This window comes from Alcaligenes sp. Lyrl_28, assembly GCF_051948705.1.
Lineage (GTDB): Bacteria > Pseudomonadota > Gammaproteobacteria > Burkholderiales > Burkholderiaceae_B > Alcaligenes > Alcaligenes ammonioxydans.
In genome coordinates this window covers 356,384-369,112 of the sequence record NZ_JAYJLG010000001.1, presented here as the reverse complement: position 1 = coordinate 369,112, position 12,729 = coordinate 356,384, and the positions used below count along the sequence as shown (strand labels likewise).

12 protein-coding genes are annotated in these 12,729 nt (G+C 57.3%); 5 read left to right on the top strand and 7 right to left on the bottom strand.

Annotated features, from left to right (window positions below; all coding sequences use genetic code 11):
• The first annotated feature begins 1 nt into the window (after position 1).
• The 4 genes from VF694_RS01630 (at position 2) to VF694_RS01615 (ending at position 4,341) form a co-directional block, all read left to right on the top strand.
• On the top strand, positions 2-502 hold the full coding sequence (locus VF694_RS01630; RefSeq protein WP_003799462.1) for an ExbD/TolR family protein: 501 nt from the start codon (positions 2-4) through the stop codon (positions 500-502).
• A gap of 89 nt (positions 503-591) precedes the next feature.
• On the top strand, positions 592-1,272 hold the full coding sequence (locus VF694_RS01625) for a response regulator (RefSeq protein WP_003799463.1): 681 nt from the start codon (positions 592-594) through the stop codon (positions 1,270-1,272).
• Between the two features lie 39 nt (positions 1,273-1,311).
• Positions 1,312-2,451 carry a sensor histidine kinase gene (locus VF694_RS01620; RefSeq protein ID WP_003799464.1) on the top strand — a complete coding sequence of 380 codons (1,140 nt, stop codon included), beginning with the start codon at positions 1,312-1,314 and terminating at the stop codon, positions 2,449-2,451.
• 3 nt (positions 2,452-2,454) lie between these two features.
• Positions 2,455-4,341 (top strand): potassium transporter Kup, encoded by a 1,887-nt coding sequence (locus VF694_RS01615; protein ID WP_051010389.1) that lies wholly within the window; start codon positions 2,455-2,457, stop codon positions 4,339-4,341.
• 93 nt (positions 4,342-4,434) lie between these two features.
• Here VF694_RS01615 and VF694_RS01610 read toward each other — a convergent pair whose 3' ends face one another.
• The 7 genes from VF694_RS01610 to VF694_RS01580 form a co-directional block, all read right to left on the bottom strand.
• Positions 4,435-4,812, bottom strand: coding sequence for a hypothetical protein (locus tag VF694_RS01610; protein ID WP_219234895.1), 378 nt, complete (start codon positions 4,810-4,812; stop codon positions 4,435-4,437).
• 182 nt (positions 4,813-4,994) lie between these two features.
• Positions 4,995-5,423, bottom strand: a complete 429-nt coding sequence (gene mnhG / locus VF694_RS01605; protein ID WP_003799467.1) for a monovalent cation/H(+) antiporter subunit G — start codon at positions 5,421-5,423, stop codon at positions 4,995-4,997.
• Complete coding sequence (locus tag VF694_RS01600) at positions 5,420-5,701, bottom strand: K+/H+ antiporter subunit F (protein WP_003799468.1); 282 nt, start codon at positions 5,699-5,701, stop codon at positions 5,420-5,422. The genes mnhG and VF694_RS01600 overlap by 4 nt, the downstream gene beginning before the upstream one ends.
• Positions 5,698-6,183 (bottom strand): Na+/H+ antiporter subunit E, encoded by a 486-nt coding sequence (locus VF694_RS01595; RefSeq protein ID WP_440163589.1) that lies wholly within the window; start codon positions 6,181-6,183, stop codon positions 5,698-5,700. The genes VF694_RS01600 and VF694_RS01595 overlap by 4 nt, the downstream gene beginning before the upstream one ends.
• Positions 6,183-7,769 (bottom strand): monovalent cation/H+ antiporter subunit D, encoded by a 1,587-nt coding sequence (locus VF694_RS01590; protein ID WP_407927747.1) that lies wholly within the window; start codon positions 7,767-7,769, stop codon positions 6,183-6,185. The genes VF694_RS01595 and VF694_RS01590 overlap by 1 nt, the downstream gene beginning before the upstream one ends.
• Before the next feature lie 44 nt (positions 7,770-7,813).
• On the bottom strand, positions 7,814-8,155 hold the full coding sequence (locus VF694_RS01585; protein WP_003799476.1) for a Na+/H+ antiporter subunit C: 342 nt from the start codon (positions 8,153-8,155) through the stop codon (positions 7,814-7,816).
• Positions 8,155-11,082: a monovalent cation/H+ antiporter subunit A gene (locus VF694_RS01580; RefSeq protein ID WP_003799479.1), complete on the bottom strand. Its 2,928-nt coding sequence runs from the start codon at positions 11,080-11,082 to the stop codon at positions 8,155-8,157. Before VF694_RS01580 ends, VF694_RS01585 begins: the two co-directional genes overlap by 1 nt.
• Before the next feature lie 196 nt (positions 11,083-11,278).
• Between VF694_RS01580 and hemN the strand changes: the two genes are divergently transcribed.
• Positions 11,279-12,700 (top strand): oxygen-independent coproporphyrinogen III oxidase, encoded by a 1,422-nt coding sequence (gene hemN, locus VF694_RS01575; protein ID WP_059317542.1) that lies wholly within the window; start codon positions 11,279-11,281, stop codon positions 12,698-12,700.
• Positions 12,701-12,729: the final 29 nt, after the last annotated feature.

Below are 12,729 nucleotides of genomic sequence, written 5' to 3'. Positions count from 1 at the left end.
CATGGCCTTTGGCAGCTTTGATAATCGTAATTCGGGCTCTGCGTTGTCTGAAATCAATATGGTGCCGCTGATCGATGTGATGCTGGTGCTGCTGGTGATCTTTCTGATCACCGCTCCTTTGCTGTCGCACTCCATCAAGATACAGTTGCCCCAGGCAAGCTCCGAGCCGATTCAGCAAGATCCCAAGACGATTGATCTGGCTATTGATGCGGCAGGGCAGATTTTTGTCAATGAGCAACTGGTGGCCCTGGAAGATTTGGCGGCTACTTTGGCTCCCTATTCCAAGGAGCAGCCGCAGCCGGAACTGCGTATCCGTGCCGATACCGATACTCGCTATGAAACACTGGCCCAGGTCATGAGCCGCTCCAAGGCTTCTGGCCTGACCCGATTGGGATTCATCACCCGTCCAGGCCCAACGACCCAGGCTCCTGTACAAGAGGGTGACGCACAGAAAGGTCCATCAACGGGCGAGACCACGGGCAAGCCGGCACCGGCTCCGTAACGCTGCGCGTAATCCCTCATGTTGTTTTTTCTGGCCCCTCGCTTTGCATCCGCGACGCGAGGGGCCAGTTTCGTAATAAAATCCCCACAATGCGTGTACTAGTTATTGAAGACGACGCCATACTGGGCGCCGCACTGCAGGAGTTTCTCAGCGATCAGGGCTATGCGGTTGACTGGCTTCAGGAAGGTGAAAGCGCCTTGAAGGAGCTGTCCGCCCAAGTCTACGATTTGCTGCTCCTAGACTTGAACCTGCCAGGCATCAGTGGCCTGGAGGTATTGCGGCAGTTGCGCCAGCAGGGCAATGCGATACCCGTTCTGATTCTGACCGCGCGCGATGGCGTGGATGATCGCGTGGGCGGTTTGGATGCCGGTGCGGATGATTACCTGATCAAGCCCTTTGATCTGTCCGAGCTGGCTGCCCGGGTACGTGTCTTTGGCCGCCGCCGCAGCGGGCAGGTGCAGCCTGTTATTGATGTCGGGCCCTTGAGTTTTGATACGATTGGCCGCGAGCTGCGCTGCGCGGGGCAACGCGTGAACCTGTCGGTGCGTGAGCTGTCCGTCCTGGAAATGCTGATGATGCGGGCCGGTCGTGTGGTCACCAAGCAGCAGATTATTAATTCCTTGTCTGCTTGGGATGCCGATTTCAGCGACAATGCGGTCGAAGTTTATGTGTATCGTCTGCGCAAACGCCTGGAAGGCACCGGGGCAGTGATACAGACTGTGCGCGGCTTTGGCTATCTGCTCGATGTGGAGAGCGTGGCCGGAGCATAACGGCAGCCCGTGCCCGCTGCCAGACACTTTAGGTCAACCATGCCCGATCAGCATCTTTCTTCAGCGGAAAAAACCTCCTTGTTGCGATCATGGCTGGAACGCTTTCTTGCCCCCGGCTCTTTGGCCCGCAAATTGATGGGCCGGCTTTTTCCTCCGATTTCCATTCTTGTTGTACTGGATCTGAGCGTTACCTGGGTGCTGACACGTCGTATGAGCCTGGAGGATTGGCTGCTGCGCGATATTTTCTGGACCATGGCCTTGAGCCAGGTCTTGCTGGTCAGTTTGATCGCCTGGGTGCTGTTATCCGGTATTCGCTCTCAGCTTGCCTCGATTGATGATTTGTCACAACAAATACGCAATCGGGCCGATGATGATTTTGAACGCCTGGATGCGAGCGCCTTGCCGGCGGAAATCGTGCCCTTGGTGGAGCACTTTAACGAGTTGCTGGAGCGTCAGCGTGATACCCTGCAGGCGCAAAAGCGCTTTATTGGTCATGCTGCGCATCAGTTGCGTACTCCCCTGACCGGTTTGCAGCTGGAATCGGAGCTGATGTTGGCCAAGCCCTTACCGGACGATATTCGCCAGCGCGCCGAGCGCATCAAAAGTGTGTCGGATCGTATGATTCGCCTCGGTCAGCAGTTGCTGGTGCTGGCCCGCACGGATGCCGATACCAATATCAAAGACAGTTTTGTGCGCCTGGATCTGTGTGAGTGGACGCGTGAGGAGGGCGGTGACTGGTTTTTGCAGGCCCGTCAGCATGGTGCAGAGATCCATTTGCTGGCGCCTGAAAAGCCGGTTTGGATTGACGCGGCTCCCGTACTGCTGCGCGAGCTGCTGTCCAACCTGATGGATAATGCGTTGCGCTATGGTCAAGGAACGGACCGCATTGTTCTGCGCGTGGCCAGCAACCCGCCGTCCTTGTCCGTCGAGGACCATGGTCCGGGTATTGAGGCCAGCGAGCAACAACGTGTCTTTGAAGCCTTTTACCGTTCACCCGGCACGCAGGCCGGAGGCTCCGGTCTGGGCTTGGCCATTGTGCAGGAAATTGCCCGTGCGCATGGGGCCTGGTGGAGTTTGATGAGCCGCCCTGATTTTCCCGGTACCCGTATTACCATTGTTTTTCCTGGCCCGCGTATTGGTGCGCGTCTGACCCGGCACGATACTTTGATTGGAAATTAAGCCTTGAACACAGCAACAGAAAACCCCAGAAAAGCGGCTCGGGCGGCCTTGTTAGTGGGCGCGTTAGGCGTGGTATATGGGGATATCGGGACCAGCCCGCTCTACACCATGAAAGTGGCCTTGAGTGCCTACAGTCAGCCTGGTGCCGAGCAGGTGTATGGCGTGCTGTCCTTGCTGTTCTGGCTGCTGACCGTGGTGGTTTCCATCAAGTACGTGACGGTGGTGCTGCGACTGGATAATAAAGGCGAAGGCGGCACCCTGGCTTTGATGGAGTTGGCTGCCCGTGGTATTCATGGGCCCAAGCGCCAGCTCATTGTGGTTTTGGGGCTGATTGGCGCCGCTTTGTTCTATGGGGACAGCATCATCACGCCGGCCATTTCCGTGATGTCTGCATTGGAAGGCATTGGCATGGTCTCGCATGTGCTTGACCCCTGGGTGGTGCCACTGGCCCTGGGGGTTTTGCTGGCACTGTTCCTGATCCAGTCGCATGGAACGGGAACCATGGGCAAGTTGTTTGGCCCCATCATGCTGATCTGGTTTCTGGTTCTGGGTGGCTTGGGCTTGTGGCGTGTGATCGAACATCCGCAAGTGCTGATGGCCCTGGACCCGCGTTGGGCGGTGGCTTTTATTGCCCAGGCGCCCTGGCAAACGTTTCTACTGCTTGGCGCTTTGGTTCTGGCTTTGACCGGAGCGGAGGCCTTGTATGCCGACATGGGCCATTTTGGTCGTCCTTTGATTCGTAAAGCCTGGTTCCTGGTGGTGATGCCTTGTCTGGTTTTGTGCTATTTCGGCCAGGGCGCCTTGCTGATATCCGACCCGACCGCGATTCGTAATCCTTTCTTTTATCTGGCACCGAACTGGGCGCTGGTACCCATGGTGATGCTGGCAACGGTCGCAACCGTGATCGCTTCTCAGTCCGTGATTTCGGGGGCGTTTTCCGTAACCCGGCAGGCAGTGCAGCTTGGTTTCTGGCCTCGTATGGTCATTCAACATACTTCGGCCAAAGAAGAGGGACAGATTTACCTGCCTCGGGTGAATTTGCTGTTATGCGTGGCGGTGATGGTGCTGGTGCTGAGCTTTGGTTCCTCGGACCGTCTGGCTCATGCTTACGGTTTTGCGGTAACGGGCACCATGCTGATGACCAGTTTGCTGGCCTTGATGCTGTTGCCGCGTCGCGCCCACGGACTCAAGCGCTGGGCCTGGCTGGGGCTTTTGGGTATTTTCCTGGTACTGGACGTGCTGTTGTTCTCGGCCAATGCGCTTAAATTGCTGGAAGGGGGGTGGCTGCCCTTGCTGGTGGGGGCGGTTCTGCTTGGCTTGATGTTGACATGGAGGCAGGGGCGCGCTGCGTTGCACGAGCGTTTGCTGGAAAACAAACAACCTTTGAAGGAGTTTTTGCTCAACCTGGAGGAATATGCTCCAACCCGCGTACCGGGCACAGCAGTGTTTATGAGCACCATCCCAGATTCGGTTCCCCCAGCCTTATTGCATAATCTGAAACATAATAAAGTGCTTCATGAGCAAGTCCTGTTTTTGACGGTGAGCAGTGCGGGCGTACCCTATGTGCCCTTTGGTGAGCGCTATACGCTGCAACGTCTGAGCCGGGGAAGCTGGCAGGCTGTTGCCTCATGGGGCTTTAAGCAAGAGCCTAATGTACCTCAGTTGCTCGAGCAGATTACCCTGGAGCATCCAGAGCTCAATCTGGAACCTATGCAAACGTCTTACTTCTTGTCCCGTCAGACCGTGATGATCCAATCGCGACAGCCTTGGTATCTGGGATGGCGTCGACGCTTGTTTGCGTTCATGGCTCGCAATGCCAGCCGCAGCACGCGCTTTTTCAAGATTCCACCCAATCGAGTGGTGGAGATGGGCATGCAGGTCGAGTTGTAAACCGAGAGTATCGTTCAAAACGAAGAATGGGCCTGGTAAGGCCCATTCTTTTTAACCGCCAGCCTGCGCAGGCAAAAGTGTGTCCGCGAAGGTTTATTGAGCGGGCACCACCGTTGTGGTCTCGCGCAGGATACCGCCACCTTCCACGCTGCCGCGTACAGTGGTGTCCTGACCGCGCATGGCTTTCAGGCAGTCTTGCTGCCGATCAGCGGGCAGACGATGGCACCGTGCCTGACGATTGGCCTCCAGATTGTGATCCTGTTTGTCCAGCTTATGCTGACGCTCGGCCTGCAAGGCAGCACCAGCTTCACGACGGCAGGTGGTCCGCTGCTCACCGGTAAATTGCTCGCAGCGCTGGATGTCGTGGCGATAGTCTTTGGTCGGGGTTTGAGCCCAGGCAGCAGAGGACAGTAAACCTAGACTGAGCAAGCCTGCACTCAGGATTCGGGATGGGCGTGTATGTAGACTCATCAATCTCACTCCTTTACTTGCTAAGGGAATCACCGGCTTGGCGAGCGCTGTCACGAGTAGGTATGAGCAGGCCGCAAAGCCCCAAAAGCAGCTGCGTATAGGGCAATCCCTGACACGCAGTAAACACCTATCAGTATAAGTGGAGCAGTTGCAAGTGAGGGTAATAAAACTTTTCCAACTCCTTACTGGCGGGTTTGCTCCTGGGGCTCAGGTTGTGGCGGAAGGAGGTCTGCGGGCAGGGGGGCTTTGTGCGGCATGTCCAGATAGCCGGGCTCATCGGGCCCGTATTCGGCCAGACGTTGACGATATTCACGTTTGATGGCGGCACGCATCAAAAAAATGGCGGTGACCGGGGAGGTAATGATCAGGAGCACGCTGATGATGAGTGGATGCAAAATAGGACGGCTCATCAAATGGCTCGCGCTGATCGCCACAGCCAGTACCATGAAAAATGTTCCTAGCGTATTTCCCATTGTTGGGGCGTGAATACGCGAGTACACATGCTTGAAACGCAGCAGGCCCGCCGAGCCGATCAAGGCCACAATGCCGCTTAGCACCAGTAAGAGGGCGACTGGAATGGCAAGCCACCAGGGCAACAATGTGTCTGTCATGGTTCGATGACCTCGGCGCGCAGCAAAAACTTCGCCATCGCTGCGGAGCCTACAAAGCCAAACAGGGCAATCAGCAAGGCAATGTCAAAGTACAGGGTTGAATCAAAGCGGATTCCCAGGGCCAGCAAGGCCAGCATGCCGTTGATGTACATGGTGTCCAGTGCCAGTACGCGGTCAGCGGCGGATGGGCCTTTGAGCAGACGGATGACGGCACAACACATGCCCAGAACAAAGCAGCCCAGGGCAAACTGACAGGCCCAGTAAACAATATCGATCATTGGAAAATCTCCAGCAGCGGGGTTTCATAGCGCTTCTGAATCGTGTCTAACCATACCTGCTCGTCCTGAAGGTCCAGAATGTGCAAGGTCAGGATGCGGGTCCTCTCATCAAACCCTGACCAGACCGTGCCAGGCGTGTAGGTAATGATGCAGGCCAGAGCAGCCAGAGCATGCGGATCGGTCAATCGCAGGGGGATGGCCAGAAAACCGGGACGCGGCGCCTTGCTGCCTTTAAGGACCAGTTTGCCCACGGCGATATTGGACAGCACGATGTCCCAGGCAACTTGTCCAATCAGCTTTAAGGCCAGAAATGGGTGACGGATGCTGGCTTTGACGGGCCGGAACGGGATGGCTGCCAGACTCAGGGCAGTAGCCAGAAACAGGCCCAGCACCAGATAGCCTGGCGATAGCGAGTCGTTCAGCAGCAGCCACAGGCCCAGCAACAGCAAGGGCAGGAACAGGTGTTTGGTATAGCGTCTCATCACAGTCCCTCCGCCTGAACCGAGCGCACAGGGTTTTGTCGCAGGACTGAACCAATATAAATACGTGGTTCATCCAGTTGCTGAGCAGTCTGTTCCAGGTACGTGGTGATGGGGCCGGCATACCAGCTCAGAATCCCGCAGGCGACAATAATGCTGGCAATTGGCGCTGCCTCGATCAATTTCAGACGAGGGATGGTCAGTGAGCTATTGCTCCAGAACAGACGAATGCCCACCCGCACCATGGCGATCAAACCGGCCACTCCTGAAATCAGGACCGCGGCGGTCAGAATCCAGGCGTTCAGGGGTTCTGGGGATTGGCCCGAAGCCTTGAGTGCGGCCGTCAGCAAGGACAGCTTGGCCACAAAACCGGACAGGGGAGGCAGGCCGACAATCAGCAAGGCGCAGGCAATAAAGGACATGCCTAGAAAAACCATCACGCCGGGGATGGCGACGCCGACCACATCATCGCTATGGTCTTCGGATTCAGGGTCATCCAGATCAAAGACTTCCTGGCTGACAGCCAGTAGATCGGCGCCAAAGGGTTTGGTGCGGCTGACCAGTTCCAGCAACAGGAAAAACGCGCCCAGCGCCAGCACGCTGCTGAGCATGTAGTACAGGGCGGGACCTGTCAGAATCACGCCGGGCATGCCCAGTGCCGCCAGCAAGGTGCCCGAGGACACGATGATGCAATAGCTGGCCAGGCGTTCGGGTTGTTGGGCCGCTATGACACCGATAGCCCCAAACGCCAGGGTGGCAATTCCGGCAGGGAACATCCAGGCTACGCCGAAGGCCGCAGGAGCACCCGTGGGCAGGAGCAAGGAGCCGATACGCAGCAAGGCGTATATGCCTACCTTGGTCATGATGGCAAACATGGCGGCGACCGGTGCGCAGGCATTGCCATAGGCGTTGGGTAACCACAGGTTCAGAGGCCAGGCGGCCGCCTTGATCAGGAAGGCAATGCCCAGGATGGCCAGGGCTGCCTCAAATACCAGGCGGTCCGAATCCGGCATGGAGCCGGCGCGCAAGGCCAGGTCTGCCATGTTCAAGGTGCCCGTGACGCCATACACCAGCGCAATGGCGATCAGTAGCAGGAACGAGGAAATCAGATTGACGGCGATGTAGTGCAGGCCGGCACTGACACGCGCCGCGCCTGATCCGTGCAACATCAGCCCATACGATGCCGCCAGCAACACCTCGAAGAACACAAACAGGTTAAACAGATCCCCCGTCAGGAAGGCACCGTTCAGCCCCATCAGCAGTAGCTGGAACAAAGAATGGAAATGGACCCCTACGCGATCCCAACGTGCCAGCGAATAGAACCAGCAGCAAAACGCCAGTACATTGGTGAGCACCAGCAAAAAGGCTGCCAGCCGGTCTACGACCAGCACAATCCCGAAGGGGGCGGGCCAGTCACCGAGCAGGTACACCCCGACCGATTGCGGCCAAATGGGTGCCAGCGTCCCATCGGCCAGCAAGAGCAGATAGACGGCACACAACAACTGGGCCAGCAAGGAGGCAAAGGCGATCAGCAGTTTGTAGTGACGGCGCTTGTCGCGCAGCATCACCATCAGGGCCGCGGCCATCATGGGAATGGCGACGGGCAATACGGGCAGGTGTTGATTGAGCAGACTCACAGGTCGTCTTCCTCGCGGCCATCAACGTGGTCGGTGCCGCTCAGGCCGCGGTTGGCCAAAATAACAACCAGAAACAAGGCCGTGGTGGCAAAGCCGATCACAATAGCCGTCAGTACCAGGGCTTGCGGCAAGGGATCGGCATAGCTGGCACCCAGCTCACTGCTGTTAATAACGGGCGCGGCACTGATGGTGAGTCGTCCCATGCTGAAAATGAACAGGTTGACGGCGTAAGAGACCAGGGCCAGTCCCATGATGACCTGAAAGGTACGCGGGCGCAGCAAGAGCCACACGCCCGAGCCCGCCAGGACACCAATCGCAATTGAAAGCACGATTTCCATTATTTATTCTCCATCCCGGATGCAGCGTTCGAGGCGGATTGCAGCGACGGCAGTTTGCGATAAAAACGTAATGACTGGTGGGCCAGCGCGATCAGAATCAGGATGGTTGAACCAATCACCAGCATGAATACGCCAATATCGAAGATCAGCGCACTGGAGGTATGTACCTCGCCGATCAGGGGCAGGTGCAGATCCCAGCTTTGGGCAGACAAAAAGGGCTTGTTAAAGACCCACACCAGCATGGCGGCTACGCCAGCAGTCAGCAGACCCAGACCAATCCAGGTTTGAGGCTGAATCAAGGGGCGCGATTCCATCCATACCACGCCACTGACCATATATTGCAAGATGATGCCAGTAGCCATAATCAAGCCGCCCACAAAGCCGCCGCCGGGCAGGTTGTGACCCCGCAGCAGGAAATACAGGGCAATCAGGGTGGAGATGGGCAGCAGCAATCGCAGCAACACGGCTGGAATCTGCATGATGCCCTCGGGCAGAGGTGTTTTGGGGTCGGGCTCAACAAAAACGGCTTCACGGCTGTCTTTGACGTTCTGACGACGGGCCAGCGGCTGAGCGATGGCCTCGATGGGGGGCCGGAAGCGTCGCAGCAGCGCAAAGACGGTCAGCGCCACAATACCCAATACGACGATTTCGCCAAAGGTATCAAAGCCTCGGAAATCAACCAAAATCACATTGACCACATTTGCGCCACCGCCCAGGGGCAGGGCCTTCTCGATAAAGAAGGGCGAAATTCCACTGGGGTGGGGGCGGGTCATCATGGCGTAGGCCAGGGCGGCGATCCCACCGCCGGCCAGAATGGCAATGATCAAGTCGCGACTGCGGCGCAACAGGGCACGTCCACTGTTGTCCTGAGCGCCCGGCATGTCGCTGACACGTTGTGGCAGCCAGCGCAGGCCCAGCAGGATCAGCACGACAGTGACGACTTCCACGGCCAATTGCGTCAAGGCCAGGTCGGGCGCCGAGAGCCAGGCAAAGGTCAGGCTGGTCACCAGACCGGCGCCGCCTGAAAGGAGCAGGGAAGCCGGGCGATGGAATTTGGCCTGACGCGCCGCGCCGATGGCGCAGGCGATGCCGACCACCCACATCAGGGCGAAGAACGGATCAATCGGGGTGAAGATAGTGGATTTGAACCAGTTGCCGCGAGCCAGCGGCAGGGCCGCCACACTGATCGTCACGACGATAATCAACAAGATCTGGCGCTGCAGACGTGGCGAATACAGTTTGCCCACCGCCCAGTTGGCTGCCACTTCCAGGTACTCCATGGCCAGCTCGAAAAAGCGGCGGCCATCGGCGCGTGTCAGCAGCGGGGTGCGCCCTTGGCGGTTCTTATAGAAGCGGTTGATGATAAGGACCAAAATCACGCCCATGACCGTTGCCACCAGACTCATGACCAAGGGCAGATTGAACCCATGCCACAGGGCCAGGTCGTACTGAGGCATTTCACTGCCCAAAATAGCGCTGGCAGCAGTATGCAGGAAGGGCCCGAAGGTCAGGCTTGGCATAATGCCCACCAGAAGGCAGGTCAGCACCAGAATGGCGCTGGGTATGAGCATCCGGCGGGGTGGCTCATGGGGCTCGCGGGGCAGATCCTTGGCGACGGGGCCAAAAAATACCTGTGCAATGAAGCGCAAGGAGTACGCCACGCTAAAGGAGCCGGCAATGACGGCTACCACCGGCAAAGCGTATTCCCAGGTATTGCCGTTGCTGGCCAAAACAGTTTCGGCAAAGAACATTTCTTTGGAAATGAAACCGTTCAGCAGTGGGACCCCGGCCATGGAAGCGGCTGCAACGGTTGCCAGTGTGGCTGTCAGGGGCATGGCATGGCGCAGCCCGGACAAGCGGTTCAGGTTTCGGGTACCAGTTTCGTGATCCACAATGCCGGCCGCCATGAACAAAGAGGCCTTGAAGGTGGCATGGTTCATCATGTGAAAGACCGCAGCAACCAGGGCAAGGGGGCTGCTCAAGCCAAGCAGCAAGGTAATCAGGCCCAGGTGACTGATGGTGGAGTAGGCCAGAACCCCTTTCATGTCACGCTGGAACATGGCCACGTAAGCTCCCAGTGTCAGGGAGCACAAGCCGGCACCGCCAATAATGACTGCCCATTCCGTGGTGCCCGACAGCACCGGCCACAGACGGGCCAGTAAGAATACGCCGGCTTTGACCATGGTGGCCGAGTGCAAATACGCCGAGACGGGAGTGGGGGCTGCCATGGCGTGAGGCAACCAGATATGAAAGGGAAACTGGGCGCTTTTGCTCAGGGCGCCCAGAGCAATCAGGATCAGCATCCCGGTATACCAGGGATGATTGCGAATCTGCTCGCCCGACTCCAGTACCACGCTCAGATCGTAGCTGCCTGCGGCCTGGCCGAGCATGAGCACGCCTGCCAGCAAACAGAAGCCTCCGGTGCCGGTGATGATGAGCGACATGCGGGCGCCCCGGCGTGCGTCCATGCGGTGATACCAATAGGCAATCAGCATGAACGAGGACAGGCTGGTCAGCTCCCAGAACACGACCATCTGGATAAGGTTGCCCGACAGCACGACCCCCAGCATGGAACCCATGAAGGCCTGCAAAAAGGAAAAAAAGCGTCGTACCGGGTCCTGGGCAGACAGGTAATAGTGCGCATACAGGGCAATCAGCGCCCCCATGGCCGTGATGATGATGCTAAAGAGCCAGGCATAACCATCCATGCGCAACTTGAAGGTCAGGCCGTGGGCTGGAATCCAGGAACGGGAGGACTCGAGCACCTCTCCGCGAGCGATGTCCGGATAGGCGTAGAGGGTCAGTAGGGCGCAGGTAACGGCGACAGCGCCGGCAAGAGATGCTTGGAGTTTGCGAGAGTTCGCGGGCATCAGGGAAGATAGCAAGCTGCCGATAAACGGCAGTGCTAGGATCACGAGCAAATACATCTGGCTCCAACAGGCAGTAATTTAGGCGGCTAGCGCTTAATAATACGATATATGAAGCTAATTTCAGCCCAACAGTCATAAAAAAAGCGTTTTTTTAGTTCTTGTGGCCTTGATGCAGGTCAAGCGTGTACCCGCGATTTTCTCTCACAATGAATGCTTGACTAGAAGAAATCGGTCTTTTGCAGGAGGACCCTCTATGCCGCAAACCTTGGAAGCATCGGACGCCAGCGCCCCGACCACACAGGATATCGAGATCTCGGAAGCCTTGATTCGGCGCTTTGATCGTTCCGGACCGCGCTATACCTCCTACCCTACCGCAGACCGTTTTTTTCAGGATTTCCCCGCACAGCCCTACATTCATGAGCTGTCGCGGCGCGCCCTAAGCAGCAGCAATCCCCCCTTGTCGGTTTACGTGCATATCCCGTTCTGCCAGTCGCTCTGCTATTTCTGTGCCTGCAACAAGATCATCACTCAAGATCGCAGCAAGAGCGAGCAGTATCTGGATTACCTGCTGCGCGAGATCGATATGGTCACCCAGTATATGGGGGAGGACAGGCGCACCGAGCAACTTCACCTGGGCGGCGGCTCGCCCACTTTCCTGGACAATGAACAACTCATCCGGCTGATGACCAAGCTCAAGGAGCAGTTCATGTTCACGGCCGATGCTGAGCTGGGCATCGAGATCGATCCACGCACCCTGTCCGACGACACACTCCAGAACTTGGCGGCTCTGGGCTTTAACCGTACCAGCTTTGGGGTTCAGGACTTTGACCCTAATGTGCAAAAAGCCATTAACCGTATCCAGCCTTTCGAGATGGTCGAACGTGCCATCGAGCAAGGCCGGGCCGCTGGCTTCCAGTCCATCAATACGGATCTGATTTACGGTCTGCCCTTGCAGACCCTGGAGAGCTTTGCATCCACCATTGATTTACTGGTGCAGCTGAGGCCGGATCGGATTGCCTTGTACAACTATGCGCATCTTCCCACTCGCTTTAAGGCTCAGCGTTTAATTAACGAAGAACAGTTGCCCGATGCCGACCAGCGTCTACAACTGTTCCTGATGTCCTCGCAGCGCCTGCTGGATGCGGGTTATGTCTATATCGGTCTGGATCATTTTGCACTGCCCAACGACGAGTTGAATCTGGCCCGCCTGGATGGCAGCTTGCACCGCAATTTCCAGGGTTACACCACGCGGTCAGCCTGTGATTTGGTGTCCTTTGGCGTTTCGTCCATTGGGCAAGTGGGGACGATGCATGTGCAAAATGCCCGCAGTCTGCGCAATTACTACGCCGAAATTGACCAGGGGCGTTTGCCCATCGAGCGTGGGATTGTGATGCAGCAGGACGATCGCCTGCGCGCCGAAGTCATCATGCACTTGATGTGCAGCATGCCCGTACCGATTGCGCGTCTGGAAGCGCGTTACGGCATCGATTTTGCCAGTTACTTTTCCGCTGAGCTGCAAGAGCTCAGCAGCTATGCGCAAGCGGGCTTGCTGACCGTCGACTCTCAGTCCATTCAGGTCTTGCCCAAGGGCCGTTTGTTTGTGCGCGCCTACAGCATGGTGTTTGACAAGTACTTGAGCCAGGAAAGCGGCGCACGCTATTCCCGCCTGATTTAACACCGTGGCCGTTGTCAAAGACGGCCACC

What these genes read in the sequence shown, in the direction of transcription:
- VF694_RS01630 (WP_003799462.1), top strand. Translation starts at nt 2, where the DNA reads ATGGCCTTTGGCAGCTTTGATAATCGTAATTCGGGCTCTGCGTTGTCT.
- VF694_RS01625 (WP_003799463.1), top strand. Translation starts at nt 592, where the DNA reads ATGCGTGTACTAGTTATTGAAGACGACGCCATACTGGGCGCCGCACTG.
- VF694_RS01620 (WP_003799464.1), top strand. Translation starts at nt 1,312, where the DNA reads ATGCCCGATCAGCATCTTTCTTCAGCGGAAAAAACCTCCTTGTTGCGA.
- VF694_RS01610 (WP_219234895.1), bottom strand. Translation starts at nt 4,812, where the DNA reads ATGAGTCTACATACACGCCCATCCCGAATCCTGAGTGCAGGCTTGCTC.
- mnhG (WP_003799467.1), bottom strand. Translation starts at nt 5,423, where the DNA reads ATGACAGACACATTGTTGCCCTGGTGGCTTGCCATTCCAGTCGCCCTC.
- VF694_RS01600 (WP_003799468.1), bottom strand. Translation starts at nt 5,701, where the DNA reads ATGATCGATATTGTTTACTGGGCCTGTCAGTTTGCCCTGGGCTGCTTT.
- VF694_RS01595 (WP_440163589.1), bottom strand. Translation starts at nt 6,183, where the DNA reads ATGAGACGCTATACCAAACACCTGTTCCTGCCCTTGCTGTTGCTGGGC.
- VF694_RS01590 (WP_407927747.1), bottom strand. Translation starts at nt 7,769, where the DNA reads ATGATGGCCGCGGCCCTGATGGTGATGCTGCGCGACAAGCGCCGTCAC.
- VF694_RS01585 (WP_003799476.1), bottom strand. Translation starts at nt 8,155, where the DNA reads ATGGAAATCGTGCTTTCAATTGCGATTGGTGTCCTGGCGGGCTCGGGC.
- VF694_RS01580 (WP_003799479.1), bottom strand. Translation starts at nt 11,082, where the DNA reads ATGTATTTGCTCGTGATCCTAGCACTGCCGTTTATCGGCAGCTTGCTA.
- hemN (WP_059317542.1), top strand. Translation starts at nt 11,279, where the DNA reads ATGCCGCAAACCTTGGAAGCATCGGACGCCAGCGCCCCGACCACACAG.